Genomic DNA, 23,510 nt, shown 5'->3' on the forward strand with positions numbered 1-23,510 from the left:
GAGTCCACGGCGATGTCCCAGTCCACCCGCCCCTCGGCGTCCTGCTCGGCCTGGATCGCGGTCAGCAGCATCTGCCAGGTGCCATCGGCCGACCAGCGGCGATGCCGTTTGTAGACCGTGATCCATGGACCGAACCGCTCGGGCAGGTCCCGCCACGGCAGCCCGGTCCGTGCCCTGTACAGCACGCCGTCGATCGTCGTGCGGTGGTCATTCCATCGCCCGCCCCGTTGGCCACCTTCGGGCAGCAGCGGCCGGAGCCGCTCCCACTCGGCGTTCGTTAAGTCACCACGCCCCATGAACTGATCGTGACAACATCACCACGATTAGTCAGCAGATCTAAGAAACAGCTCTTAGTCGTCTGAGGTCCTTGGCGGTCCCGCCCCGGAGGGTGGGTGCCAACGGCGAGGAGCGTTTGGTGGTCCCGCTCCGCGGGGTGGGTGCTAACGGTGACGGGCGTTTGGTGGTCCCGCCCTGCGGGGTGGGTGCCGGCGGCGATGGGCGTTTGGTGGTCCCGCCCCGTGGGTTGGTCACGGTGGCTCGGGGGATTTGGTGCCGCTGCGCCCCACTGAACGAGCAGGCGTGGTGTCGATGGGTTGGTGCTATCGCTCGGATCCTGTAGGTGCCTCCGCGCTCTGTGGACGGGCATGCATGCTTGTCCTGTGCGCCCTGCCACTGCGCTGGTGTCGCGGCGTACTCCTGGGAGACCGATGATGCGGCGGATGAGTTCCCATACACCCCTGAGCCGGGAGCCGGCGCTCAGGCGTGAGCTGGTGTGGTGATGGGCCGGTCGCATCAAAGGCTCCGAGGCGGACATCTCAGGCGTCTCTCCGGCGTACCAGCCACGCGGCCGCCAACAACGGGACCGCCGCATAGGCGACCAGCACTGCGGCAGCGGCTGCGGGAGACAAGAGGGAGCCGTATACCGATGTGGTGATGAAGTCGCCGGTGAGCTCGCGGGGAAGGGCGCCGATCATCACCGAGCCGAGGCGTTCACTCCAGGGCTCCGGGATGTTGCCGATGATTATGGGGATCACGTAGACGAGGCCGGCCAAGGTGGCGATGGAAGCGGCGGTCGAGCGGAAGAGCGCGCCTAGGCCCAAGCCGAGCAGCGCGAACGTGGGCACCGTGAGGCTGATGGCGGTGAGGAGTGGCAGCCTGTCCACGAAGGCGCCGGTGTACGCGCCGGAGAAGCGGTCGCCCAGCACCCATCGGGTGACGAAGTACGTGCCGAAGACCGTCAGCAAGCCGATGATCAGGCCGAGTGCGCCCACGACCGCGGATTTGGCGGCAAGGACGGGCCAGCGGCGTGGCACGACGGTCAAGCTCGTTCTGATCAAGCCGGTTACGTATTCGGAGGTGATGGCGAGCGTGCCCAGGATGCCCATGCACAGCTGGGGCACGATCACGATCACCTCCTCCAGGTCCGCGATCCGGGCGTTGGGTTGCTGGGTGGCGGGAGCGGTGTCGTACATGTTGGCGGCCATCACGGCGAGCGCGAGACCCAGGAGGACCGTGCAGAGACTGAGCCCGAGGATCAGGTAGGTCGAACGGAGGGAACGGACCTTCAGCCATTCCGAGGCGAGAACGCTCATGCTTCCGTCCGCTCCGAGCTGAGGATGCCCACGGGGGTATCCATTCTTCGGATGTGTGTGTTCATGTGAGGTGGGTCCGTTCCTGGGGAATTGCTCTGTAACCCCAGTTCCTGGGGCGGCAGCGTTCGTGCGGGGTTGCATTCACGTTCCCGGGGTCTTTAGCCCTGGTACGGAAACGTTCGGATAGGTGATGGTGGGGGCGTTCGTGGGGCGTTGTTGAGGCGCTCGCCGAAGTGTGAGAGGGAATATGCCCCCGCTGGGGTGCTCGCCTGAGCGGCGCTTCCGGCTGCAGGCGGATGTTCGTATAGGCGGTCCTTCGTGGCGAAAGCGTGCTTGTTCGCGTTGTTACTGCAGTTGGGACATTCACGGTCGTTGGTTCTGGGGTCGGAGATGCTTGAGCGGGCGCGCCCTTTGGCGGGAGCGTTTGCTCGGCCGGCTGCTGCTGCGGTGAGAACAGGCATTGCGGTCTGCGCTCCTGTGGCGAAAACAGGCTTTGCGGTCTGTACTCCGGCGGTGGGAGCAGACTTGTGGCTGCTTGGTGCCCGTATGGAGAAGCTCAAGTAACTCCTGACGCGGGATGGATGCTCGTGCGGGCGTGCGGGCGTGCGGTTTGGGTGAGGGTGGCTGTGTGGGTTTTCTTTCAGGGCTGGTGGTGTTCTACGGGTGGTTATCGCCGTTTTGGTGATGCCTGTGAGCGTTTCGTTCTGGAAGAGGGAGGGGTCACACGTCTCTTCGGTGGAGTTGGTGGTAGCCGATGGCGAGGGCGATGAGTGGGTAGGCGAGGAGAGCGGCTAGTGCGGCCCAGGGCGGCAGGAGCCCGTCGCCCAAGCGTGAGGAGAGGCGCTGGTCGGCTATTTGGGGGACGAGGTTCGGCAGGAGGAGCGTGGCCACGCGGGTGTTCCAAGGTGGGGGCAAGTAGTTGACTACGCCCGGTAGTACGAAAAGCAGTGCCACGATCGAGACGATTGCTCCCGCCGTTGAGCGGATCGCGGTGCCCAGGCCGAGGCCTACCAATGCCAGCGCGGTCACCGACAGGCCGGAGGCAAGCAGCATCGGCAGGTCGTCGGTTATCGAGGTGTCGTTGAAGCCCAACTCGTGACCGCTCGCTATCAAGCGGCTCGCCGAATAGGTGACCAGGAGGACCGCGTTCGCGGCTATCAAGGTGGCCAGGCCGACGATGCCGGCCTTGGCCAGAAGTAATGTGCCGCGTTTCGGGACGGCGATCAGACTGGTGCGAATCGTTCCTGTGGCGTATTCGGAAGTGATCGCGAGCACGCCCAGCACTGCCAGGCTGATCTGGACGAGTGGGAGAAAGCCCTGCTCCGGGGCCGCCGCTCTCAGCTCGCCCCGCTCGTCGGCCAGGCCGCTCACATAGACGGTCCATGCCGCGCCCAGGAGCACTGTGAGGGCCGCCGTACCCATCGTTTGGTAAGTGGAAGTAACTGAGCGTAGCTTCAGCCATTCGGCGGAGAGGACCGCTCTCATCGGGACGCTCCGTACTGGACGCTGCCGGCGGTCAGGGCCATGTAGGCGTCTTCGAGCGAGGGACAGTGCGCGGTCAGCTCCGCGACCGTGGCCTCGGCGATCAGCTTGCCGCGGCCGACGATGACGATGCGCTCGGCGGTGAGGGCCATCTCGCTCATCAGGTGGCTGGAGAGCAGGATCGTGCGGCCTTCGGCGGCCAGAGAGCGCATGAGGTCGCGGATCCAGCGCACGCCGTCCGGATCCAGGCCGTTCACCGGCTCGTCGAACATCAGCACGGCCGGATCGCCGAGAAGCGCCGACGCTATGCCGAGCCGCTGTTTCATGCCGAGTGAGAACCCGCCCACCCGTTTTCGCGCCACGCCGGCCAGCCCGACCTGGTCGAGCACCTCGGCCACTCGGGTGGCGCCGATGTCGTTGGTGCGGGCCAGAGACAGCAGGTGGTTGTAGGCGCTGCGGCCGCCGTGGACTGCACCTGCGTCGAGGAGGGTGCCCACCTCGTGCATCGGCTTGGCGATCGACGTGTATCGGCGCCCGTTGACCAGCGCTTGGCCGGAGGTCGGGGCGTCGAGGCCGAGGATCAGGCGCATTGTGGTGGACTTGCCCGCGCCGTTGGGACCGAGGAAGCCCGTGACGTGGCCTGGCTCGACCCTGAACGACAGGTTGTCCACGGCGAGGGTGTCGCCGTAGCGCTTCGTGAGGTGCTGGAGTTCGATCACGCCGTAAAGAATGCGGGACGGCGGGTCGCCGGCGCGTCGGACCACGGTTCGAATCTCAAGGTCAGACCCTGGGTTGACGTGAGGGGACCGCGGCAGCGGCTACCGTTCAACGCGTGGACGACACCCATCCCTTCTTCGCCAGGCGATTGAGCCGTGGCCAGTTGCTCATGCTCGATCTGGTGGCAGGGATGTGCTTCGCCTTAGTTTCCTTCACGGTTGCGGTGAACGCCACCGCGCTGCCGCCCTGGATGAGAATCGCCATTCCTCTCGGGCTGGGGCTGCCGCTGGCGCTGCGGAGACTGTGGCCTCTGCCCGTCTTCTGTTTCACGCTTGTGCTCGCCATCTTCGCCGCGCTGGTCGACGCCGTGGGATTCGCCTATCTCGCGCCCGCGTACGCCCTATATATAGTCGCCCTCTCCGGCAGGTTCGGCGCGGTGGTCCCGACGTCGGCCATCGGCGGGTTGAGCCTGGTCACGGTTCTCGGCCTGGCTGTGGCAGGTGCGCCGCGTGACACCGCTCCTGGATGGCTGGTGCATCTCGACCAGCCACTCATGGGGATCGCGGCGCTGGGCGGCGCTTGGACGGTCGGTCGGGCCGTGCAGGAGCGCAGGCATTACGCGGCCCGTGACGCTGAGCGGTTGGCGACGCAGGCGGTGACGGAGGAGCGTTTACGGATCGCTCGGGAGTTGCACGATGTGGTCACCCACAGCGTGGGATTGATCGCCGTCAAGGCCGGTGTGGCCAATCACGTGATGGCGACCAGGCCGGACGAGGCGCATGACGCGCTGCGTGTGATCGAGACTGCCAGTCGGAGCGCGCTGGTTGAGATGCGCCATCTGCTCGGTGTGCTGAGATCGTCGTCCAAGCCTGAGTTCGTTCCTGCTCCTGGCCTCGCGGGGATCGAAGGGTTGGTGGCGCAGGCTCGGCTGGCGGGGGTCGAGGTCGAGCTCAAGGTACGGATCGGGAGCAGCGATGAAGCGAAGGAGGGGCAGCCTGAAGGGCGAGGGCGGCCACCTGAGGGCGTGGGGCTGTCGGTTTATCGCATCGTGCAGGAAGCGCTGACGAATGTCATCAAACATGCCGCGCGTGCTCGCTGTCGGGTGTCCGTGTTCGCTGATGGAAAGACGGTACGGATCGAGGTGGTGGATGACGGGGCCGGCAGCCGTGCGTCGTCTGCTGCCGGCACCGGGCATGGCCTGATCGGGATGCGGGAGCGGGTCATGATGTACGGCGGGACGTTCGAAGCCGGGCGCCTTTCTGGTCGAGGGTTTCGTGTTTTCGCCGAACTGCCTTATGAGGAGGTCTCGTGATCCGGGTCGTTATCGCCGATGATCAGGCGTTGCTCAGGGGAAGTTTTCGAGTGCTGGTGGACTCCGAGCCCGATCTGGCTGTCGTCGGAGAAGCGGCCACAGGGGTCGAAGCTGTCAGTGTTGCTTTGGAGCAGCGGCCGGATGTCGTGCTTATGGACGTTCGAATGCCAGAAATGGATGGGATTGAGGCTGCTCGGCGCCTCAGGGATGTTTCACGAGTGCTTGTCGTGACGATGTTCGATCTCGATTCTTACGTCTATGATGCGTTGCGGGCCGGGGCTAGCGGATTCCTGTTGAAGGACACGCCGCCTGCGGATCTGCTTGCCGCTATCCGTGTGGTCGCGAGTGGGGAGGCGCTGCTGGCGCCTACGGTTACCCGCAGGCTGATTGAAGAGTTCACGCGTACGCCTGTTCTGCCCCGGGTGAAGGGATTGGGCGGGGTTACGGAGCGGGAGCGAGAAGTTCTGACGTTGATCGCGCGGGGCTTGTCCAATGGGGAGATCGCGGAATATCTACAGGTGAGCTTGGCTACGGTGAAGACTCATATCACTCGGCTGCTCGCCAAACTGGAGGCCCGGGATCGGGCGCAACTCGTTATTGCGGCGTACGAGAGTGGGCTGGTTTCCGCTGCGGGCTGAATTTGCCTGCACCGGCACGGGTTGCGTGCAGGGCTGAAGCGTTCTTGTCTGGTGGGACGGTCACATCCCTTGGGTGGGTAGGTGATTCAGGGCGCCCTGTCGGCGTACGGGTCAATGAGTAGAGCCGGGTATGTGTGAACGTGCGCGGGCCGATGGCGCTGTTCAACGGTGGACTCATGAGGCGTCCGACACGGTGCGTCACGATGATCGCCAACGGGTCACCATTCCGGAAGTAGAACGTCCACAACTGGCTGTAGCGTGCACAAGAACCAACATCGACGCTTACGTGGGAAGGTGCACGGTGCGATCTCGAACAGGGGGCATGTGGTGGGGAACCGCTATCGAGGCGCCCGACCCCGGCGCTTTGGCGAAGTTCTACTCCGAGCTGCTCGGGTGGCCCATCGGCCATGAGGAGCCGGGAACGACGATTCTCGCCGCTCCCGAGGGATCTATCTATGTCGTGTTCCAGCAGGCGACCGGTTACCAAGCTCCCGTCTGGCCACCTGTCGATGGGCAGCAGCGTCCGATGATGCACTTCGACTTCCAGGTCGGAGATCTGGACTCCGCGGTCGCCGAGGCGGTCGCCCTCGGAGCTTCGGTCGCCGAAGAACAGCCGCGAGACAATGTCCGGGTGCTTTTCGACCCGGCCGGCCACCCGTTCTGCTTGTGCCGCGACGACGGCTGATCGCGCGGCCGTTGATCGGCAGAAGTGGACGTGCTGGCCGGTGGATGTGATCGTCGCGACGGCACGCTGGTGTTGTGGGCTTGCCGTGTTGGCTTGTCGCGTCGTAAGCGGTTGGGTGTCGGACCTGTTTGCGCTCATCGCATTGTCTACAAGCAGGACGCTGTGCGCGTTCTGTCGTATGCGGCTTTGCACGCTGCCCTGCTCGCGGGCACACTCCGGTGCGGAGATGATAGACGCGGCCCCGGTGGTCACCGCCGACGCTCTGCACACCCAGCACGAACACGCCCGGCAGATCGTCGAGGTGGGCGGCCACTATGTGTTCATCGTCAAAGGCAACCAGACCACGCTCCTGCGCCAGCTCAAGGCCCTGCCCTGGCGTGAAGCCATCCTCGCTCCTGTGCCGGCTCAAGGGCCTGCCCTGGCGTGAAGCCATCCTCAACGACCGCACTGACGAGCGCGGGCATGGCCGCCGCAAGATCGCCGCATGAAGATCTGCACCGTCCGCCCAGGGCTGCCCTTCCCGTATGCGGTCCAGGCAATCCAGGTCAAGTGTCGCCGCACCGACCGCAAGACCGGCAAGACCACCATCGTCACGATCTATGCCATCACCAGCCTGCCGCCCGGCCGAATGGCCCAGGCCCAGCTCGCTGAGCTGATCCGCGGCCACTGGGGCATCGAGGCACTGCACCACATTCGCGACGTCACTTACCGCGGAGACGCCTGCGGAGGATGTCGCTTACTGCGAAGACGCCTGCAAAGGACGTCACTTACTGCGGAGACGCCTGCGAAGTGCGGACCGGTGCCGCTCCCCGCATCCTGGCGAGCCTGCACAACCTGGCTATCGGCCTTACTCGGCTGATCGGCTGGTCCAATATCGCCGCCGCTACTGACCACTGCCGCAGCCCCCAGGCGACGGCCTTCAGCTGCTCGGTCCCACCATATGAGAACACTTCGGCCCTGGGGTTGTGTGGTTGATGTTGAAGCTGTCTGTGTTTTGTTGGGTCGATATTGGCGGCCTTGTTATGGTGCGCGGGGTTGAGTGGGCTGAGCTGATCAGGTTGTTCTTGCGAGCCACTCGAGGTGGGCGCCGTCGAATGGGCCCTTTCTGTGGCCTACTGCGTCGAGTAGCCAGCGTGCGGTGGCTTCTGCCTGGGTGATGAGTTCGGGGGGATAGCCCAGGAGGACCTGATGTTCGGCGAACTCGTCCTCGTCGTCGAGGATGAGCCGGCCGTCCCGCATCCGGATCACGTCGAGATCGAGGTCGAGCATCGTCACCTCGCCGTCTCTCCACTCTGGGACGGTCGTGACGTCGACGTAGATCTCGGCCCGGTGGGGTGGTGAGTTGAAGGACGCCGTCCACCAGGCGTTTCGAGGGAATAGCATGATCGCGGTGGTCTCCCAGGTGACCGGTGGGCCCTCGCCCTTGCGGGCGACCGTTCCGCCGGGGACTTCCGCCCAGACTCCGTGTTCGTCCTCGCCCAGGAGTCGGCCGGAGTGGTTCCAGTGCAGCGCTCCGCCGTACTTTCGGTACACAACTCGTACATCGGTCACATGTGGCAACTTATCCACGGTGTGAGGCTTGCGTGCGCAGGGCCCTGGTTTTCGGTGGGAGTTCGGGTGGCTGGGTTTGCCGCGTTAGGCGTGCCGGCGTAGGGCTTCAGTGATGGCGGCCAGGCGTTGTGGGGAGGCCAGGCCGGCGTGGTACAGGTGAAACTCGGTCGCTCCTGCCTTGGCGTACGTACGGAGCTGGTCGACCAGTACCGCGGGGTCGGCAGGGCGAGGGGGCAGGGTGAGGACGTAGGCGCCGATTCGCTGGCCCGGGGTGGACAGGTCCTTGAGCTGGGCGAGGCGGGTGGCGTCCGTGGCGGGGTCGCCCCAGCAGTTGGCGACGAGCACGTCTGCTCCCGGTTCGCCTGACGGCAGAGGTGCGAAGGCTCCTGCTGCCCAGGGGTTCGGGTTGGCGTGGAGGGTGATGGGGGTGCCGGGGGCGGTCCTTCGGGCGACGGCGATCAGGCGGCGGCGGAGGGAATCGGACAGGCCGCGGCGAACGTCGCGCACCTCGTCGGTCAGTTCGCCGAGAGCGTCTTCGATCGTGAGCGGTGGAGCGCCGGTGGCCGTGCCGTCAGCCGGAGAGGCGCTGGTGTGGGCCGCGGAAATGGATGTCGCGGAGTGGGTTGTTGCAGGGGTGGTGATGCGGGCGGGTGTGGCTCGGTACGAATCTGTGGGGTGGGTGCGGTCTATGGCGGCGCGGACTCTGTCCCGGGTGGTTGCCGGGTAGCGGTCGGCGCAGGCCGTGCAGAAGCACAAGGAGAGGAGGTCCGAGTCGGCGGGTGTCCAGTCCGCACCGGAGGTCTTCTCGTGGACGCTCTGGTGACCGAAGCCCATCGGGCCGCAGGCCTCCAGGATGAGGCCGTCCGGCTCGCCTACCGCGAGGATCTCCTCGACCAGGTGCTCGCAGTACTCAAGAACGTCCTCGTGGGCGGGGCAGATCGCGTACGGATAGGGGTCGCCGAAGGCGTTGCGTACGACCAGGTCGGGATTCGCGGTGCCCAGGTAGGAGTTGTGAGTCAGGACGGTCCAGGCGTGCACCTGCAGGCCGACCGCCTTCAGGGCGTCTCTGGCCTGGAGGTACGCGTCCTCCGGGGTCCAGGTGGGGGCCGCGGGAACCAGGCGGGACCAGGACGCGGGGCGGATCGGGAGGTAGAAGGCCGGATAGGGGACGTCGAGTACGCGATGGGACGGGTGGTAAGGCGTGGCGGCTCTCGTCGAGTGGTAGCTCGCTGCCAGAGCTACCGCCTCCACTCCCAGGCCGGCCAGGCGGTCGGGGGCGGCGGGGTCGCCGACGATGTCCCAGGGGTAGACGTAGGCCACGTTCACCAGCGCGGTCTCCTTGCGGAAAAGGTGGGCTCGAAGCGTTGCATGTAACTCGTGTCGTCGCGGGCGGAGATCCCGCACTTCTCGTACTGCTCGTTCATGACGGCCAGCGCGTCGCGGTCGAGCTCGACGCCGAGGCCGGGGCCGGCGGGCACGGGGACGGCGCCGTTCACGAAGCGCAGGGCGCCGGGCGCGATCACGTCCTGGCCATCCTGCCAGGGGGTGTGCGTGTCACACGCGAACGTGAGGTTCGGGGTGGCGGCGGCCAAATGGGTCATGGCGGCCAGGCTGATCCCGAGGTGGGAGTTGGAGTGCATGGACAGCGCCAGTCCGAATGTGTCGCACAAGGTGGCGACATGCGCGGAACGCACCAAGCCACCCCAGTAGTGGTGGTCCAGGAGGAGTACGCCGATCGCGCTGGACGCGATGGCGGGAGGGAGGTGCTCGTGGGTGACCACGCACATGTTCGTGGCCAGCGGCATGGGGACGGCGGCGGCCACTTCCGCCATGCCGGAAATGCCGGGGGTGGGGTCTTCCAGGTATTGGAGGGTGCCCTCCAGCTCCCGGCCCACGCGGATCGACGTCTCGACCGTCCAGGTGGCGTTCGGGTCCAGGCGGAGGGGCGTCTCAGGGAACGCCTCGTGCAGCGCGCGGATCGCGGCTATTTCCTGGTCGGGAGGAAAGACGCCGCCTTTGAGCTTGATGGACTCGAAGCCGTATTCGTTGATGAGGAGGGTCGCTTGTTCCACGACACCCGATTCGTCCAGGGCCGCACCGAACCGGTCGGGGGCCTCGTCGGGGTGGCCCGCCCACTTGTAGAAGAGGTAGGCGCTGTACGGCACGGCATCCCGGACGCGGCCGCCCAAAAGGTCGGTCACCGGGACGCCGGCCGCCTTGCCGCGAATGTCGAGGCAAGCGACCTCGAAGGGGGAGAAGACCCGATCGATGCTCTTCTCCTTGGTGGCCGCACCGGTCAATCCATGCAGATCGGTCACCGTGTGGCCGACGATCGCGCTGATCCGGGCGTACATCGTGTTCGTGGCGTGCACGTCGAGGCCGATGAAGGCCTGCGCGCACTCGCGTACCTTGCCCAGGTGTCCGAGGTCCCCGTAGGTCTCCCCCAACCCGGTCAAACCTTCATCAGTGACGACCTCGACAATGGTGCGGAGGGCCCACGGTTCGTGGACTCCGGCGGCGTTCAGAAGAGGCGGATCCCGAAAGGCGACAGGGGTGACGTGGATCTGCCTAATGATCATTTAGACCGCCGTCCAGATATGTGAACAATAGCCAGATTTGTGGACAAGTTGCCGCAACTGTAAGAATCAAGCTGAAGAAGTGTCAAGCTCGGAAGGGCCTTTCGATGATCTACGGACACGACCCCAGGACCGGCGAGACCGTTGGCGCCGCACTGCCCGAGACCGGCAGTGCCGGGGTCGACTTGATCGTTTCCGCCGCGGCCGCCGCCGGCACGGCCTGGCGGGCGACTCCGGCGGCTGAGCGCGCGGTCGCGCTCGAGGCCGTCGCCGATGCGCTGACCGCGCACGTGGACGAGCTGTGGCAGCTCGCCGACCAGGAGACCGCGCTCGGCGAGGTACGGCTGCGCGGCGAGGTCGCGCGTACGGCGGGCCAGTTCCGGCTCTTCGCCCAGGTCCTCAGGGACGGCGGTTACGTCGAGGCCATCATCGATCACGCGGATGCCTCGCTCGCGCCACCCCGGCCCGACGTGCGGCGGATGAAGCATGCCCTGCCGGGTGTCGTCGCCGTGTTCGCGGCCAGCAACTTCCCGTTCGCGTTCTCCGTGGCCGGGGGTGACACGGCGTCCGCGCTGGCCGCTGGGTGTCCGGTGGTCGTCAAGGCGCACCCCGGGCATCCGAACACCTCCGAGCGGGTGGCGAAGATCGTTCGTGACGCGCTTCCGTACCCGGACCTGCTGGGTCTGGTGCAGGGCATGCAGGCCGGGATCGATCTGGTGCAGCACCCCGGGGTGGTCGCGGCCGGGTTCACCGGGTCCGTGGCCGGGGGCAAGGCGATCCAGCGGCTGATCGATGAGCGGGAGGTGCCGATCCCGTTCTACGGTGAGCTGGGCAGCGTCAACCCCGTCGTCGTGCTGCCTTCCGCGCCGGCCAAGGACGTGGCCACGGGGTTCGCCGGGTCGCTGACGCTGGGGGTCGGGCAGTTCTGCACGAACCCCGGTCTCATGTTCGTTCCCGAGGGCGACGAGCTGCAGAAGGCGCTGGCCGAGGCGGTCGCGGGGACCAGCGGTGGCCCCATGCTGGCCGAGCGGATCAGGGACGGATACGTCGGCGGTGTCGAGCGGCTGGGCGAGCTGCGCCTGCTGGCCGAGGGCAAGCCCGGCGAGGGCAGCTGGGCGGTCACGCCCAAGGTGTTCACCGCCGATCTCGACACGTTCGAGGAGAAGCTGCCGCGGATCGCCGAGGAGTGCTTCGGGCCGGCGTCGATCGTGGTGACGTATCGGGAAATTTCCGATCTGCGGCCTGTGCTTGAGCGGCTGGAAGGGTCGCTGACCGCGACCGTCCACGGCGCCGACCCGGACGAGGCCGGCGAGGTCGTCGAGGTGCTGGGGAGGAAGGCCGGTCGGCTCATCTGGAACGGGTGGCCGACCGGGGTGGCCGTGTGCTGGGCGATGCAGCACGGCGGTCCTTGGCCTGCCGCGACCACTACGACCACCTCTGTCGGGGCGACGGCGATCGATCGGTGGCTGGCGCCTACGGCGTACCAGGACTGGCCGGAGGCGCTGCTGCCGGACCAGCTCAAGGACGACAACCCGCTGTCCGTTCCGCGGAGGGTTGACGGTCGTCTCGAGGTGTGAGCCGGCCCCCCTGAAGTGGGGTGATGGCGGAGGTGGGGCCCGTGGCGATGGTTTGTGCGGCTGACCGGCCGGCTGTGAGGCTGGCCGGTCAGCCGTGAGGCGGGGTATCGGCCCTGGGCGACGGCGTCGTGATGGGGGAGCCGGTTGGCTGGGGTGGCGGTGTGTGGGGCCGGTCTGGTTGTGGTGATGGTGCGGGGTGAGCCCGAGCGGCCGACCAGCCCGCACCGCCGTGCCATCACCCCAGGCCAGGCAGGCGCGGGCTTAGGCGCCGGCTATTTCCAGGCCCCTTGCGATGATCCGTTCCAGGCGCTCGATGTGTTCGGGTGTCGGGTCCACCAGAGGCGCGCGTACGCCTCCGGCCTCCACCCCCCGCAACCGCACCCCCGCCTTCACCAGCGCGACCGCGTAGCCGGGGACGAGGTCGCGTAGCTCCACCAGCGGGAGGTAGAAGTCGGTCAGCAGCCGCTGCGCCAGCACCTCGTCCCCGCCTGTCACCGCCTTGTAGAAGGCCAGCGAGATCTCGGGTGCGAATGCGAACACCGCGCTCGAGTACAGGTTCACGCCGAGGCCGCGGTAGGCGGGGACGGTCAGTTCGGCGGTGGGGAGGCCGTTGAAGAAGGTGAAGTCCTTGTCGGTGGATCGGCGGACGGTGAGGATGATCCGTTGCAGCAGGTCGAAGTCCCCCAGCCCGTCCTTGAAGCCGACGATGTCGGGCACTTGGGCCAGTTCGGCGACGGCCGATGGGGTGAAGCGGGTGGTGCCGCGCTGGTAGATGATGATCGGCAGGTCGACGGTCGCCGCGATCTCGCGTACGTAGCGCACCAGGCCCGCGGGCGGGCCGCTGACCAGGTAGGGAGGCATGAGCAGCAGTCCGTCGGCGCCCTGGGCGGCGGCCGCGCGGGCGATGGCCTTGGCGGCGGGCAGCGGGCCGCCCGCGCCGGCGAAGACCGGGACACGACCGGCGGTGGAGGTGACGGAGACGCCCACCACCCGGGTGTATTCGTCGAGGTCGAGGGCGTTGAACTCACCGGTGCCGCACGCGGTGAACACCCCTCCCGCTCCCGCCGCGACTCCGTCGGCGACGTGCCGCGCCAGTACGGCTTCGGCGAGGTCGCCATCGGCTTCGAAAGGGGTCACCGGGAAGAAGAGAACACCATCCAGCCGCATCGACAGTCCTTTCTAGCGGATGCCCTCCCTGCGCAGGGTGGCAGCCAGCTTGCGGGTGTGTTTGATCACTGCCTCGGTGATCCGCTCGACCTCGCCGGGCGCCAGCCTCGCGGGCATCGAGCAGCTGATCGCATCCGTGGCCGGGATGCGGTAGTCGACCGCCACGGCCACGCAGGCCAGGCCGGGCGTGCCCTGCTCTCGTTCGTAGGCCCAGCCACGGGTGCGGACCTGGTCGAGCTCGCCGGTCAGTTTGTTCAGGTCCGTGATCGTGTGCTCGGTGAGCCCGGACAGCGGCTCCGGCAGGATGGCCATGACCTCGTCGTCGGTGAGCTGGGCGAGGAGCACCTGGCCGAGCGCCGTGACGTGGGCGGGCAGCCGCCGGCCCACCCTGGGGATCACGTGGTCGGCCTCGCGCGACTCGCGGGTGGCCAGGTAGAGGACGTGCCCGCCGTCCCGGCGGGCGAAGTGGGCGGTCTGTCCGATCTCTGCCCGCAGGTCTTCCAGGGTCTCCTGCGCGAACGGCAGCGCCGGATCCTTGTCGAGGTACGCGGTGCCGGTGAGCAGCGCGTGCGGGCCGATCCCGAACGCCGACCTGGCCGAGTCGGTCTCGACCCAGTTGAGCTCGACCAGTGTCCGCATGAGGGCGTGGAGGCTGCTGCGCGGGAACCCGGTGCGCTGCTGGAGCTCCGACAGCGTCAGGCTGTCGTGCGACTCGGCCAGTGCCTCCAGGATGCGCACCGTCCGTTCCGCGGACTTGACCAGCTGAGGCTCCATACTCTTCCCATCTACTGCTGCGGGTTCGACGTCCAGGATATGGGATAGCGTCCAGATACATGGACACTTAACCCTTGATGGCACCGCTTGTCAGACCGCGCATGAACTGTCGCTGGAAGGCCAGGAACGCGATGATCGACGGCAGCAGCGCCAGCAGCGACGCGGCCAGCAGCACGCCGATCCCCACCTCCTCGTCGGAGCGGAGCGAACGCAGCGCGATGGGCAGCGTCCACATGCTCGACTCGGGCGCGACGATCAGGGGCAGCAGGTACTGGTCCCAGATCATCGTGAAGCCGAACACCCCGATCACGCCGAGCGCGGGACGGCACAGCGGCAGGATGATGGTGGCGAAGATCCGTACTTCACCCGCGCCGTCGATGCGTGCGGCCTCTTCCAGTTCGACCGGCACCTCCTTCATGAACTCGGTCATGACCAGGATGGAGAAGCCCCAGGCGCCGACCGGCAGGATCATGCCCGCGTACGTGCCGATGAGATTCACGTGCAGCAGCGGCATGTCGGCCAGGACCAGCGAGAGGGGGATCGCGATGATCTCCTCCGGCAGCATCATCGTGGTGAGCATGAGCAGCAGCACGAACGTCATGCCGCGAAACTTCTTGCGGGCCAGCGAGTACGCCGCGAAGACGCTCACCAGCATCTGCAGCAGCAGGCCGAAGCCGACGACGATGAAGGAGTTGAGCAGGTAGAGGTAGACGTTCTTCTCCTTGGCCTGGACGAAGTTCTCCAGCGTGAACTCGTCCGGCCACAGGGAGAAGGAGGTGGGGTCGAGCGTCTTGCTGAAGGCGCTGACGAGCAGCCCGACCAGTGGCCCGGTAAAAACCACCACCATAAAGCTATAAATCAGGACTTTTCCGCCGACGGCCAGCGGGCCCTTGCGCGACTCCAGCCCCAGAGCGCTGTCGAACCTCATGTCGCCTGCCTCCTGCGCAACATCTGCGCGACCAGGGTCAGCGCCAGCGTGGCCAGGAACAGCACGATCCCGCCCGCCGAGGCCACGCCCAGGTCGTTCTTCTGGAACCCGAGCTTGTAGATCAGCGTCATCAGTACCTCGGACGACCCGTTCGGACCGCCGTTCGTCAGGACGTACACCTCGACGAAGACCCGCAGCCCGCGGATGGCGGCCAGCGTGAACAGGATCCAGAACACCGGCCGCAGGGCGGGCAGCGTGATGTGCCGCAGCCGGTGCCAGGTGGAGGCGCCGTCCACGGCCGCGGCCTCGTACAAGGTGCGGTCGACGCCGACCAGCCCCGCCAGGAAGATCATCATGTCGTACGGGGTGCCGCGCCAGATGCTCATCAGCATGATCGACCACAGCGAGGAGTGCTCACTGGCCAGCCACGGCTGGGGATCGATGCCGACCCAGCCGATGATGACGTTCAGCATCCCGCTGTCGGCCGGGTGGAACATGATCCGCCACACCTCGGCCACGGCCGCCATCGTGGTGACGACGGGCAGGAAGGCCGCGGTGCGCACGAACCACAGGTAGCGCGCCGGCCCCTCGATGAGCAGCGCGAACCCCAGACCCAGCACCAGCGAGCCGACCGTGGTGCCCAGCGCCAGCAGGATGCTGTGCCAGATCGCCGCGGCGAAGTCGGCGTCGCTGATGATCGTCTGGTAGTTCTGCAGGCCCAGCCACTCATCGCCGAGGAACGTCTGGACCTTGAAGAAGCTCTTCCACAGGCCCACGAACATCGGGATGAACTTGAAGTACAGGAACAGCAGCAGCGCGGGCGCCAGGAACAGCCAGGCGATCAGCGGCCCCCGCCACCGCGCCCGCTTGGGGCGGCGGTGGGGGGTCGTCGTGCGGCTGCGCGCCTCGGTCAGTGTCGAGGTCATGACGCTTTCTGGCTCTGGAGTTCCTGCGTGAGCTTGGTGTTCAGCTGGTCCATGGCCGTCTTGACGTTGGAGGCGCAGTCGGCCCAGACCGCGTTGATGGAGTCGGCCGAATCCTGGCGGATGGGCGCCCAGTTCGGCACGGGTGGGGCGTAGACGGCGTTGGCGTAGGCGTCCTGGAACACCTTCCAGCGCGGGTCCTGCCGTTCGCCGGCCATGTCGACCTGCGTGTTGACGGGCAGGCGGACGATGGCGCCGTTGGCGTCCTTGTTCATGCCGATCTTCTGGCCCTCGGGGGAGATCGCGAACTCGGCGAACTTCTTCTGCGCGTCCTGCTGGTCGGAGCCGGCCATCAGGTAGACGTTCTCGCCCTCGCCGAGGGTGCCGGGGCCGCCGGACGGGCCCTTAGGCAGGGGCAGGACCTCGATCTTGTCGGTGCCGATGCTCTTGACGAACCTGGCGAGCACGTACGGGCCGACCAGGTAGATGCCGCCCTGGCCCTTCTCGAACACCTCGTGCGTGACGGTCGTGTCGTTGCTGACGGCGCCCGGGTTGACGGACTTGGTCTTGCAGAACTGGTCCTGCAGGTACTGGACGGCCTCGACGGTCTTCGGGTCGTTGACGGTGGACTGGAAGTGGCCGCCGCCGGTGCTCTTGATGAAGTCGCCGCCGTTGGCGTAGATGAGGGAGGAGGCGTACCAGGAGGCGTAGCCGCGCTTGGTGCCCGCGGGGATGACGAATCCCGCCGTGTCGGCCTGGCCGTTGCCGTCGGGGTCCTTCTGGGTGAACGCCTGGGCCAGCTTGGCCAGGTCTTCCCAGCTCTGCGGCGGCTCCATGCCGACCTTCTCGCGCCAGTCCTTCCGTACGATCAGCGCGAAGGACTGGGCGGAGAACGGGGCGGCGTAGAACTTGCCGTCGGCCCCCGTGGCGGCCACCCACGCGCGCTCGGACAGCTTGTCGCCGTTGGCCAGCGTGGCCTTGTCGATCTCGCGCAGCCAGCCTTGCGAGTGCATGTTGCCGAGTTGGGCGGTGTCGTTGATGACGATGTCGGGAAGCTGCTTCTGGGCGGCCTGCTGGTTGAGCTTGGTCTCGAAGTCGTCGAATAACGCGACGACTTTCGTCTTCACCCCGCTGGCCTTAGTGAATGCGTCGGCGAGTTTCACCGCCGTCTTGGCGGAGTCCGAATCGGGCGCCTGCCTGATCCAGATCTCCAGTGCGTTGTCAGAGCCTGATCCCCCGGAACCGCAGCCTGTCAGCGTTACGGCCAGGGCCGCTGTCACTGCGACCCCGAGCAGACGACGTGACATCAGACCGCCTCCCGTTCACATACGTGGACTTGAGTCGTGGACTTGAACTCGTGTCTGCGAACGTAACTAGCGGCATGGTTCACGGTCAATATTCAAGGATGTGAATTTCGGTCAGAATCGTGTACACCATGAGACATGCGCATTCTTATGACCGGAGCCGCTGGAAAAGTCGGCACACTGCTCCGCCCACGGCTCGCCCGTGACGGCCGCACCCTGCGGCTTTCCGACCTCCACCCGATCGAGCCGGGCCCCGGCGAGGAGTGGGTGGCGGCCGACCTCGCCGACCCGGCCGCGGTGGCCGAGGCGATGAAGGGCGTGGACGCGGTGGTGCACCTTGGCGGCCAGAGCCGGGAACATCCCTGGGCAGACATCGTGCAGGCCAACATCAACGGTACGCAAGTGCTGTTGGAGGCGGCGCGCGAGGAGGGCGTCCAGCAGTTGGTGCTCATGGGCAGCCACCATGCGGCCGGTTTCCACACCCGGCCCGCCGACGGCTCCGATCTGCCCGACTACGCCTTTCCCCGGCCTGACACCTTTTACGGAGTGAGCAAGGTCGTCATGGAGGCCCTGGGGAGCCTGTACCACGACCGGTTCGGCATGAACATCACCGTGGTCCGGCTCGGCACCTGCAGCGAGGCCTCCGGCGACACGCGCGGGCTGGCCACGTGGATCTCACCTGACGACCTGGCCCGGCTGACCGAAGCGGCGCTGACCGCGCCCGGGTACCACGTGGTCTGGGGGGTCTCGGACAACGCGCGGCGGTGGTGGTCGCTGGAGGAGGCCGAGGCCATCGGGTACGAGTCCCGCGACTCCTCCGACGCCCAGGCGGCGGCGCTCATCGCCGAGCAGGGGGAGCCGGACCTTGCCGCGCCGCTCCACAACCGTGCCGGTGGGGTGTTCACCCTCAACGAGCTGGGGGGTCGCTGGTAACCGGGCCGACCGGCGGCCGATGCAGGGTTGGCGCACGCGGGGGCCAGCAACCGGTTGCAAAAACCTTGACGGCGACAGGTGTGAAGGTCAAGGTTTAGTCTGGCAACCGTTTGCAAGGGAGGACGGCGATGGCGGCGACGATCAAGGACGTGGCCCGCGCCTGCGGCGTGCACGTGTCCACTGTGTCCCGCACCTTCTCCGCACCCCACCTCGTCAATCCTGCCACCAGGAGCCGCGTGCTGGCCGCCGCCGACGACCTCGGTTACCGGCCCAACCGCGCGGCCAGAGCGCTCACGACCGGCCGCACGTTCAACATGGGCCTGATCGTGGCCGACATCTCCAACCCGTTCTTCCCGCCGCTCATCAAGGCCGCCCAGGCGCAGGCCAGGGGCCGGGACTACCACGTGTTCGTGGCGGACACCGACGAGGACCCGCGCGTCGAGGAGGAGCTGATCAGGACGTTCACCAAGCAGGTGGACGGCGTCCTGCTGTGCAGCCCGCGACTGTCGAACAAGATGATCGAGCGGCTGGCGGAGGACGTGCCGTTCGTGGTGATCAACCGGCGGATCAAGGGCATGCCCGCCGTGCTGATGAACGTCGCCCAGGGCGCCAAGCTGGCGCTGGAGCACCTGGTCGGGCTGGGGCACCGCAGGATCGCGCTCGTGTCGGGCCCGATCGGTTCGTGGACCAGCAACGAGATGCAGGGCGCCGCGGCCGAGGCGCCCGGGCTCGACCTCGTCTTCTTCGGCCCCAACCAGCCCACGGAGTCGGGCGGCCTGTCGGTGGCCGCCGACGTGGCGGCCTGCGGGGCGACGGCGGTGCTGGCGTACAACGATCTCGTCGCGCTTGGTCTCATTGAGGGGCTGTCGGAGATGGGGATAGGGGTACCAGACCAGATAAGTGTGATCGGGTTCGACGACATCCTGCCGGGACGGCTCAACCGGCCCAAGCTCACCACGGTGGCCATGCCGGCCGTGGCCGCCGGGAGGATGGCAGTCGACCTGCTGCTCCAGTCGGGGGGCGAGGGCGCGACAGTGACCCTCGACACCGCTCTCATTGTCCGCGAGTCCACGGGAAGGGCCCAATCATGAACTTCGGAACGCTGCCGTCGGGGGAGAGCGTCGAGCTGGTGGAGCTGTCGTCGGGACGGCTGCGCGCCGAGGTGCTCACGTACGGCGCCATCGTGCGCTCGCTGGAGGTGTCCGGCCGCAACGTGGTGCTCGGGCTGGACACGCTGGAGGACTACCAGACCCGCAGCCGCTACTTCGGCGCGGTCGTCGGCAGGTACGGCAACCGCATCGCCAACGGCCGCTTCACCCTGGACGGCGTCGAGTACGAGCTGGCCGTCAACAACGGCACCGCCCACCTGCACGGCGGCATCGTGGGCTTCGACAAGCAGGTGTGGACCATCGAGTCCAACGACGCCAAGTCGGCGACGTTCAGGCTGATCAGCCCCAGCGGAGACGAGGGCTACCCGGGCACGCTGACCGCCCGGGTGACGTACACGCTCGACAACGACGCGCTGCGCATCGACTACGAGATGGAGGCCGACGCCCCGACCGTGGTCAACCTCACCAACCACTCCTACTTCGACCTGGCGGGCGAGGGCGACGTGCGGGACCACGTCGTGTGGATCGACGCCGAGCACTACCTGCCGGTGGACGAGGCCAAGATCCCCACGGGAGAGCTCGCGCCGGTCAAGGGCACGCCGTTCGACTTCACGGAGCCGCACGCGGTGGGGGAGCGGAACGACGGCGCCTACGACCACTGCTACGTGCTCGGCGGCGGTGGCGCCACGGTGACGGCCGGCGGCCTGACCATGGAGGTCACGACGACCGAGCCGGGCGTGCAGTTCTACACCGGTCACATGCTGGACGGGGACGCGACGCCGTACGGGCCCTTCGGCGGGCTGTGCCTGGAGACGCAGCACTTCCCCGACTCGCCGAACAAGCCGCAGTTCCCCTCCACCGTGCTCCGGCCGGGCCGGCGGCGCACCTCGACGACCACGTACCGGTTCACGTCCTGACGGGGGCTCACGGCCTCAGACGGGGCGACGGCGCTCCCTCACGGCTGAAGCCTTGATCACCAGCAGGGCCACGTCGTCCTGTGACGGCTCCTCGGCGAACGTCTCGACCGCGTGCCGCACGCGTTCGGCGACCGCGTGGGCGCTCAGCCCCGTGCAGCCGGACAGCAGCGCGGCCAGCCCGTCGCCGTCGTCGAGCAGCCGGCCGCCGTTGCGCCGCTCGGTCACCCCGTCGGTGACGCACAGCAGCAGGTCCTCCGGCGCCAGCTCGAACGTCTCCACGTAGAACCTGGCGCCGGACTCGATGCCCAGCAGCAGCTGCGGGGTCGCCATGGGCTCGACCTTGCCGTTCGGGCGCAGCAGGAGTGGCGGGGGGTGCCCCGCGGAGGCGATCGTGCAGAGCGCGCCGCCCTGCGGCAACGGGGTCAGCTCGCCGCACAGCAGGCTCAGGAACCTGCCCTCCTCGCCCTCCTCCAGCAGCGCGTGGTTGAGCCGGTCGAAGATGTCGGCCACCGTGTAGTGCTCCTTGGCCAGCAGGCGTACGGCATGGCGGGCCAGCCCGGTGACGGCGGCCGCCTCGGGCCCGCTGCCGCACACGTCGCCCAGCGCGAAGCACCAGTGGTCGCCCACCGTGAACAGGTCGTAGAAGTCGCCCCCGACGTGCGCGCCCTCCTCGGCCGGCTCGTAGACGACCGCGGACTCCAGGCCGGGCATGGGCGCCGCGCGCATGGGCAGCAGGCTGCGCTGCAGCACCCGGGAGGTGGTCGCCTGCCTGGTGTAGAGCATGGCGGTGTGCAGGTTGAGCGCCACCAGGCGGCACAGGTCTGACAGCAGGTCGGCCAGCTCCAGCGGCAGCGTCGGCTCGGCGCGGCCGATCACCAGCGCCCCGTGCGACCTGCCCTGCGTGAGCAGCGGGAACGACAGCACGCTCTCGGGGCCGACCGGCCAGCTCACGTCGCTGAGCGCGGTGCGCGGGATCGCGGGCAGTGACTTGCGCAGGTCGGCGTTGTGGCGCTCGTCGCTGTGCCAGACGTGGGCGAGCCTGGTCATCCCCGCGAGGTCGGTCAGGTAGACGGCCGCCCAGGTGGCGATCTTGGGTACGACGAGCTGCGCGGTCAGCGCCGCGATCAGCTCCTCGTCGTGCACGCCGGCCAGTAGCTCGCCCGCCTCGGCCAGGAACGACAGCCGCCCCCGGTGCGCGCGGTCCTGCTCGGCCAGCCGCTCGCGCTGCACGGGCACGGCCACCTGACCGGCGATGTGCTGGAGGCTGACCGTGAGCTCCTGGTCGAAGCGGTCCGGCTGGGCGGCGGTCACCACGATGTATCCGGCCAGCTCGCCGCCCGCCAGCAGCGGCGCGCACGCCAGCGATCTGGCGCGCAGCTGCTCGGCCAGCTCGACGTCCACGGCGAGCAGGTCCTCGATCATCGTGGGGGTCTTGCGCTCCGCGCCGAACACGCCGGTGGCCAGCACCCCCACCAGCCCCGCCGTCGCGCCCGCGCCCGCCGCCACGCCGAACCTGTTGCCGCCCTCCGCCGCGAGCAGCACGTACGCGGCGTCGCCCCCGCTGGAGATCTGCACGATCTGGGCGATCGTGTCGAGCAGCTCGGCGAACGGCACGTCCTGGTCGAGCAGGTCCTTGATGCGCCGGCCCGCCCCGCGCAGCTGCGGCGCCGGCGGTGGCGCCAGCACGTAGCCGTGGTCGGCGGCCACCACCATCCAGATCGAGCACCGCTGCCGCCTGGAACGCAGGTGCGAGACGTAGACGGGGACCAGCCTGCCGTCCTGGTGCCGCATGTGCGTCTCGCCCCGCCAGCGGCCCAGGCTGAGGGTGTCGGCCAGCGACAGCGCGTACGGCCCGTGGCCGCGCCAGGCCACCAGCCGCTCCAGGGAGCGGCCGATCGCCTGGTCGGCCCGCCAGCCGAGCAGCTTCTCCGCCTCCGGGTTCCACGACTGCACGACCCCGTCGCGGTCGGCCACGACGACGCCGACGTGCAGCGTCTCGATGGGCGCCCCGCCGGGCGGCGCCGGCGGGGCCTCCTGGACCTCGCAGCCGTCCGTGATCTCCATGCGCACCCAGACGCGCTTGGCGGTCTTCGTGTACGTGACGCCCCAGGCGTCGGCCAGCATGTTCGCGAGGGCGAGTCCGCGCACGGAGGCACGCGCCGGCTCGGGCACGGGCCCGGCCGCCAGGATCGTCCGAGCGGGGTGGGGGTCGTCGACCTGGATCTCCAGCTTCGGGGGACTGGCCTCCACGTCCAGGCGGCAGGTGAGCTCGATGCCGGTGCCCGCGTGCTCGACGGCGTTCGTGACGAGCTCGCTGGTCAGCAGCACGGCGTCCTCGGCCAGGTGGCTCAGGCGCCACTCGCCGAGCACCTGGCGGACGAACTTGCGCGCGTGCGCCGGGGCATGCGGCGTCCCGTCGAAGGCCGTGCTCGACACCCTTGTCGTGTCCACTCTGCGTCCTAGAACATCACTCGATGTGGCAGTCCGGTGACTCTCAGAGTGGCAGAATGGTGCGGCTGATACCTCCTGTTGTGAAGAAGGCGGGCTCGACCGACGCGGTCGACGCGTTCAGGGGACGAGGGCGGCCCTGAGGCGGTCTGCGTGCGCCCTGGTGAGCCCGTTGGCCAGCAGGAGCCGCTCCGCGCCGCCGAGCTCGCCCAGCGTGGCCAGGAACGTCCGCATCGCGCTCTCCGGCGCCTCCAGGAGCGCGGCGGGCGCGTCCCGCGACGGCGTCATGCCGAGCATGAGCATGACGTCGGGCAGCGCCTTCGCGGTGAGCGCGTAGTCGCGGACGATGGCCTCGTGGTCCACGCCGAGCAGGTCGAGGATCAGCGCGACGACGATGCCGGTGCGGTCCTTGCCGGCGGCGCAGTGGACGAGGGCGGGCAGGCCGTCGGCGATCTCCGCGACGACGCCGGCGAACCAGGTCGTCCGATACCGCAGGAGTCCGACGTACAGGTCGCCGAGGGTCAGGTCGGGCGGCAGCGCCGCGAGCTGGGCGGGTGAGGCGTCGGAGGAGCCCGCGCCGAGCAGCGCGTGCCGGACGGCGCCGCCGAGGACGGGCGCCCAGTCCCCGGGGGCCCGCTCGTTGTCGCCGCGCAGGTCGGCGATGAGCCGCAGCCCGGCCACCAGCTTCGCGTCGTCGGCCGTGAGCGTGTGCGGCTGCGCGGAGCGGTAGAGCACACCCGGGCGCAGCGCGGTCTCCGTCGCGACGTCCCGGAAGTTGAGGAGAGGCATAGGACCATTCAGGAAGGAGTTGTCTGCGGGTGCGCGGCTTTTATGTGGACATCGGGTGAATCTTCCCGGGATCTTCGTGCCCGTTTGG

23 protein-coding genes are annotated in these 23,510 nt (G+C 67.9%); 9 read left to right on the plus strand and 14 right to left on the minus strand.

Annotated elements, in window-relative coordinates:
• The 4 genes from ABZS69_RS16815 to ABZS69_RS16830 form a co-directional block, all read right to left on the minus strand.
• Positions 1-296, minus strand: a 296-nt coding sequence (locus ABZS69_RS16815; protein WP_355372530.1) for a transposase, incomplete at its 3' end; no start/stop codon positions are given.
• A 519-nt stretch (positions 297-815) separates the two neighbouring features.
• Positions 816-1,592, minus strand: coding sequence for an ABC transporter permease subunit (locus ABZS69_RS16820; RefSeq protein ID WP_355372533.1), 777 nt, complete (start codon positions 1,590-1,592; stop codon positions 816-818).
• A 720-nt stretch (positions 1,593-2,312) separates the two neighbouring features.
• A complete protein-coding gene (locus tag ABZS69_RS16825) occupies positions 2,313-3,077 on the minus strand; it encodes an ABC transporter permease subunit (RefSeq protein WP_355372536.1) in 765 nt (254 codons plus the stop codon).
• Positions 3,074-3,838, minus strand: a complete 765-nt coding sequence (locus ABZS69_RS16830; RefSeq protein WP_355372539.1) for an ATP-binding cassette domain-containing protein — start codon at positions 3,836-3,838, stop codon at positions 3,074-3,076. The genes ABZS69_RS16825 and ABZS69_RS16830 overlap by 4 nt, the downstream gene beginning before the upstream one ends.
• A gap of 68 nt (positions 3,839-3,906) precedes the next feature.
• On the opposite strand from ABZS69_RS16830, the gene ABZS69_RS16835 reads away from it, so the two are divergent.
• From ABZS69_RS16835 to ABZS69_RS16855, 5 genes are all read left to right on the plus strand, one after another.
• Positions 3,907-5,103: a histidine kinase gene (locus tag ABZS69_RS16835; RefSeq protein ID WP_355372542.1), complete on the plus strand. Its 1,197-nt coding sequence runs from the start codon at positions 3,907-3,909 to the stop codon at positions 5,101-5,103.
• Complete coding sequence (locus ABZS69_RS16840; protein WP_355372544.1) at positions 5,100-5,741, plus strand: response regulator transcription factor; 642 nt, start codon at positions 5,100-5,102, stop codon at positions 5,739-5,741. The genes ABZS69_RS16835 and ABZS69_RS16840 overlap by 4 nt, the downstream gene beginning before the upstream one ends.
• A gap of 322 nt (positions 5,742-6,063) precedes the next feature.
• Positions 6,064-6,426, plus strand: a complete 363-nt coding sequence (locus tag ABZS69_RS16845; RefSeq protein ID WP_355372547.1) for a VOC family protein — start codon at positions 6,064-6,066, stop codon at positions 6,424-6,426.
• A 40-nt stretch (positions 6,427-6,466) separates the two neighbouring features.
• Positions 6,467-6,853, plus strand: a complete 387-nt coding sequence (locus tag ABZS69_RS16850; protein WP_355372550.1) for a hypothetical protein — start codon at positions 6,467-6,469, stop codon at positions 6,851-6,853.
• A 57-nt stretch (positions 6,854-6,910) separates the two neighbouring features.
• Positions 6,911-7,285 (plus strand): hypothetical protein, encoded by a 375-nt coding sequence (locus ABZS69_RS16855; RefSeq protein ID WP_355372553.1) that lies wholly within the window; start codon positions 6,911-6,913, stop codon positions 7,283-7,285.
• A 194-nt stretch (positions 7,286-7,479) separates the two neighbouring features.
• Here ABZS69_RS16855 and ABZS69_RS16860 read toward each other — a convergent pair whose 3' ends face one another.
• The 3 genes from ABZS69_RS16860 to ABZS69_RS16870 form a co-directional block, all read right to left on the minus strand.
• Positions 7,480-7,995 (minus strand): DUF402 domain-containing protein, encoded by a 516-nt coding sequence (locus ABZS69_RS16860; RefSeq protein ID WP_355372555.1) that lies wholly within the window; start codon positions 7,993-7,995, stop codon positions 7,480-7,482.
• A gap of 66 nt (positions 7,996-8,061) precedes the next feature.
• Positions 8,062-9,303 (minus strand): hypothetical protein, encoded by a 1,242-nt coding sequence (locus ABZS69_RS16865; protein ID WP_355372558.1) that lies wholly within the window; start codon positions 9,301-9,303, stop codon positions 8,062-8,064.
• Complete coding sequence (locus ABZS69_RS16870) at positions 9,300-10,556, minus strand: glucarate dehydratase family protein (RefSeq protein WP_355372561.1); 1,257 nt, start codon at positions 10,554-10,556, stop codon at positions 9,300-9,302. The genes ABZS69_RS16865 and ABZS69_RS16870 overlap by 4 nt, the downstream gene beginning before the upstream one ends.
• 104 nt (positions 10,557-10,660) lie before the next feature.
• Between ABZS69_RS16870 and ABZS69_RS16875 the strand changes: the two genes are divergently transcribed.
• The gene (locus ABZS69_RS16875) at positions 10,661-12,130 is read left to right on the plus strand and encodes an aldehyde dehydrogenase (NADP(+)) (protein WP_355372564.1); all 1,470 of its coding nucleotides are present in this window, start codon (positions 10,661-10,663) and stop codon (positions 12,128-12,130) included.
• Positions 12,131-12,391: 261 nt separating this feature from the next.
• On the opposite strand, the gene ABZS69_RS16880 is transcribed toward ABZS69_RS16875, so the two are convergent.
• From ABZS69_RS16880 to ABZS69_RS16900, 5 genes are all read right to left on the minus strand, one after another.
• On the minus strand, positions 12,392-13,297 hold the full coding sequence (locus ABZS69_RS16880; protein ID WP_355372567.1) for a 5-dehydro-4-deoxyglucarate dehydratase: 906 nt from the start codon (positions 13,295-13,297) through the stop codon (positions 12,392-12,394).
• A 12-nt stretch (positions 13,298-13,309) separates the two neighbouring features.
• Positions 13,310-14,071, minus strand: a complete 762-nt coding sequence (locus ABZS69_RS16885; RefSeq protein WP_355372570.1) for an IclR family transcriptional regulator — start codon at positions 14,069-14,071, stop codon at positions 13,310-13,312.
• Positions 14,072-14,138: 67 nt separating this feature from the next.
• A complete protein-coding gene (locus ABZS69_RS16890; protein WP_355372573.1) occupies positions 14,139-14,999 on the minus strand; it encodes a carbohydrate ABC transporter permease in 861 nt (286 codons plus the stop codon).
• Positions 14,996-15,925, minus strand: coding sequence for a sugar ABC transporter permease (locus ABZS69_RS16895; RefSeq protein WP_355372576.1), 930 nt, complete (start codon positions 15,923-15,925; stop codon positions 14,996-14,998). Before ABZS69_RS16895 ends, ABZS69_RS16890 begins: the two co-directional genes overlap by 4 nt.
• Positions 15,922-17,229, minus strand: coding sequence for a sugar ABC transporter substrate-binding protein (locus ABZS69_RS16900; protein ID WP_355372579.1), 1,308 nt, complete (start codon positions 17,227-17,229; stop codon positions 15,922-15,924). Before ABZS69_RS16900 ends, ABZS69_RS16895 begins: the two co-directional genes overlap by 4 nt.
• Positions 17,230-17,364: 135 nt before the next feature.
• On the opposite strand from ABZS69_RS16900, the gene ABZS69_RS16905 reads away from it, so the two are divergent.
• The 3 genes from ABZS69_RS16905 (at position 17,365) to ABZS69_RS16915 (ending at position 20,185) form a co-directional block, all read left to right on the plus strand.
• On the plus strand, positions 17,365-18,159 hold the full coding sequence (locus ABZS69_RS16905) for an NAD(P)-dependent oxidoreductase (protein WP_355372581.1): 795 nt from the start codon (positions 17,365-17,367) through the stop codon (positions 18,157-18,159).
• A gap of 128 nt (positions 18,160-18,287) precedes the next feature.
• A complete protein-coding gene (locus tag ABZS69_RS16910; RefSeq protein WP_355372584.1) occupies positions 18,288-19,250 on the plus strand; it encodes a LacI family DNA-binding transcriptional regulator in 963 nt (320 codons plus the stop codon).
• Positions 19,247-20,185 carry an aldose epimerase family protein gene (locus ABZS69_RS16915; protein WP_355372586.1) on the plus strand — a complete coding sequence of 313 codons (939 nt, stop codon included), beginning with the start codon at positions 19,247-19,249 and terminating at the stop codon, positions 20,183-20,185. The genes ABZS69_RS16910 and ABZS69_RS16915 overlap by 4 nt, the downstream gene beginning before the upstream one ends.
• Before the next feature lie 15 nt (positions 20,186-20,200).
• Here the strand turns inward: ABZS69_RS16915 and ABZS69_RS16920 are convergent, their stop codons facing one another.
• Both ABZS69_RS16920 and ABZS69_RS16925 read right to left on the minus strand, forming a co-directional pair.
• Entirely contained in the window at positions 20,201-22,636 is a 2,436-nt protein-coding gene (locus ABZS69_RS16920; protein WP_355372588.1) for a SpoIIE family protein phosphatase, read from the minus strand.
• Positions 22,637-22,753: 117 nt separating this feature from the next.
• On the minus strand, positions 22,754-23,422 hold the full coding sequence (locus ABZS69_RS16925) for a tyrosine-protein phosphatase (protein WP_355372590.1): 669 nt from the start codon (positions 23,420-23,422) through the stop codon (positions 22,754-22,756).
• Positions 23,423-23,510 lie beyond the last annotated feature (88 nt).

The sequence above is a fragment of the Nonomuraea sp. NPDC005650 genome (genome assembly GCF_040605375.1).
Classification (GTDB): Bacteria; Actinomycetota; Actinomycetes; order Streptosporangiales; family Streptosporangiaceae; genus Nonomuraea.

Coding starts and splice junctions, on each gene's coding strand:
- ABZS69_RS16820 (WP_355372533.1), bottom strand. CDS start 1,592: ATGAGCGTTCTCGCCTCGGAATGGCTGAAGGTCCGTTCCCTCCGTTCG.
- ABZS69_RS16825 (WP_355372536.1), bottom strand. CDS start 3,077: ATGAGAGCGGTCCTCTCCGCCGAATGGCTGAAGCTACGCTCAGTTACT.
- ABZS69_RS16845 (WP_355372547.1), top strand. CDS start 6,064: ATGTGGTGGGGAACCGCTATCGAGGCGCCCGACCCCGGCGCTTTGGCG.
- ABZS69_RS16855 (WP_355372553.1), top strand. CDS start 6,911: ATGAAGATCTGCACCGTCCGCCCAGGGCTGCCCTTCCCGTATGCGGTC.
- ABZS69_RS16870 (WP_355372561.1), bottom strand. CDS start 10,556: ATGATCATTAGGCAGATCCACGTCACCCCTGTCGCCTTTCGGGATCCG.
- ABZS69_RS16875 (WP_355372564.1), top strand. CDS start 10,661: ATGATCTACGGACACGACCCCAGGACCGGCGAGACCGTTGGCGCCGCA.
- ABZS69_RS16880 (WP_355372567.1), bottom strand. CDS start 13,297: ATGCGGCTGGATGGTGTTCTCTTCTTCCCGGTGACCCCTTTCGAAGCC.
- ABZS69_RS16885 (WP_355372570.1), bottom strand. CDS start 14,071: ATGGAGCCTCAGCTGGTCAAGTCCGCGGAACGGACGGTGCGCATCCTG.
- ABZS69_RS16890 (WP_355372573.1), bottom strand. CDS start 14,999: ATGAGGTTCGACAGCGCTCTGGGGCTGGAGTCGCGCAAGGGCCCGCTG.
- ABZS69_RS16895 (WP_355372576.1), bottom strand. CDS start 15,925: ATGACCTCGACACTGACCGAGGCGCGCAGCCGCACGACGACCCCCCAC.
- ABZS69_RS16900 (WP_355372579.1), bottom strand. CDS start 17,229: ATGTCACGTCGTCTGCTCGGGGTCGCAGTGACAGCGGCCCTGGCCGTA.
- ABZS69_RS16905 (WP_355372581.1), top strand. CDS start 17,365: ATGCGCATTCTTATGACCGGAGCCGCTGGAAAAGTCGGCACACTGCTC.
- ABZS69_RS16910 (WP_355372584.1), top strand. CDS start 18,288: ATGGCGGCGACGATCAAGGACGTGGCCCGCGCCTGCGGCGTGCACGTG.
- ABZS69_RS16915 (WP_355372586.1), top strand. CDS start 19,247: ATGAACTTCGGAACGCTGCCGTCGGGGGAGAGCGTCGAGCTGGTGGAG.
- ABZS69_RS16925 (WP_355372590.1), bottom strand. CDS start 23,422: ATGCCTCTCCTCAACTTCCGGGACGTCGCGACGGAGACCGCGCTGCGC.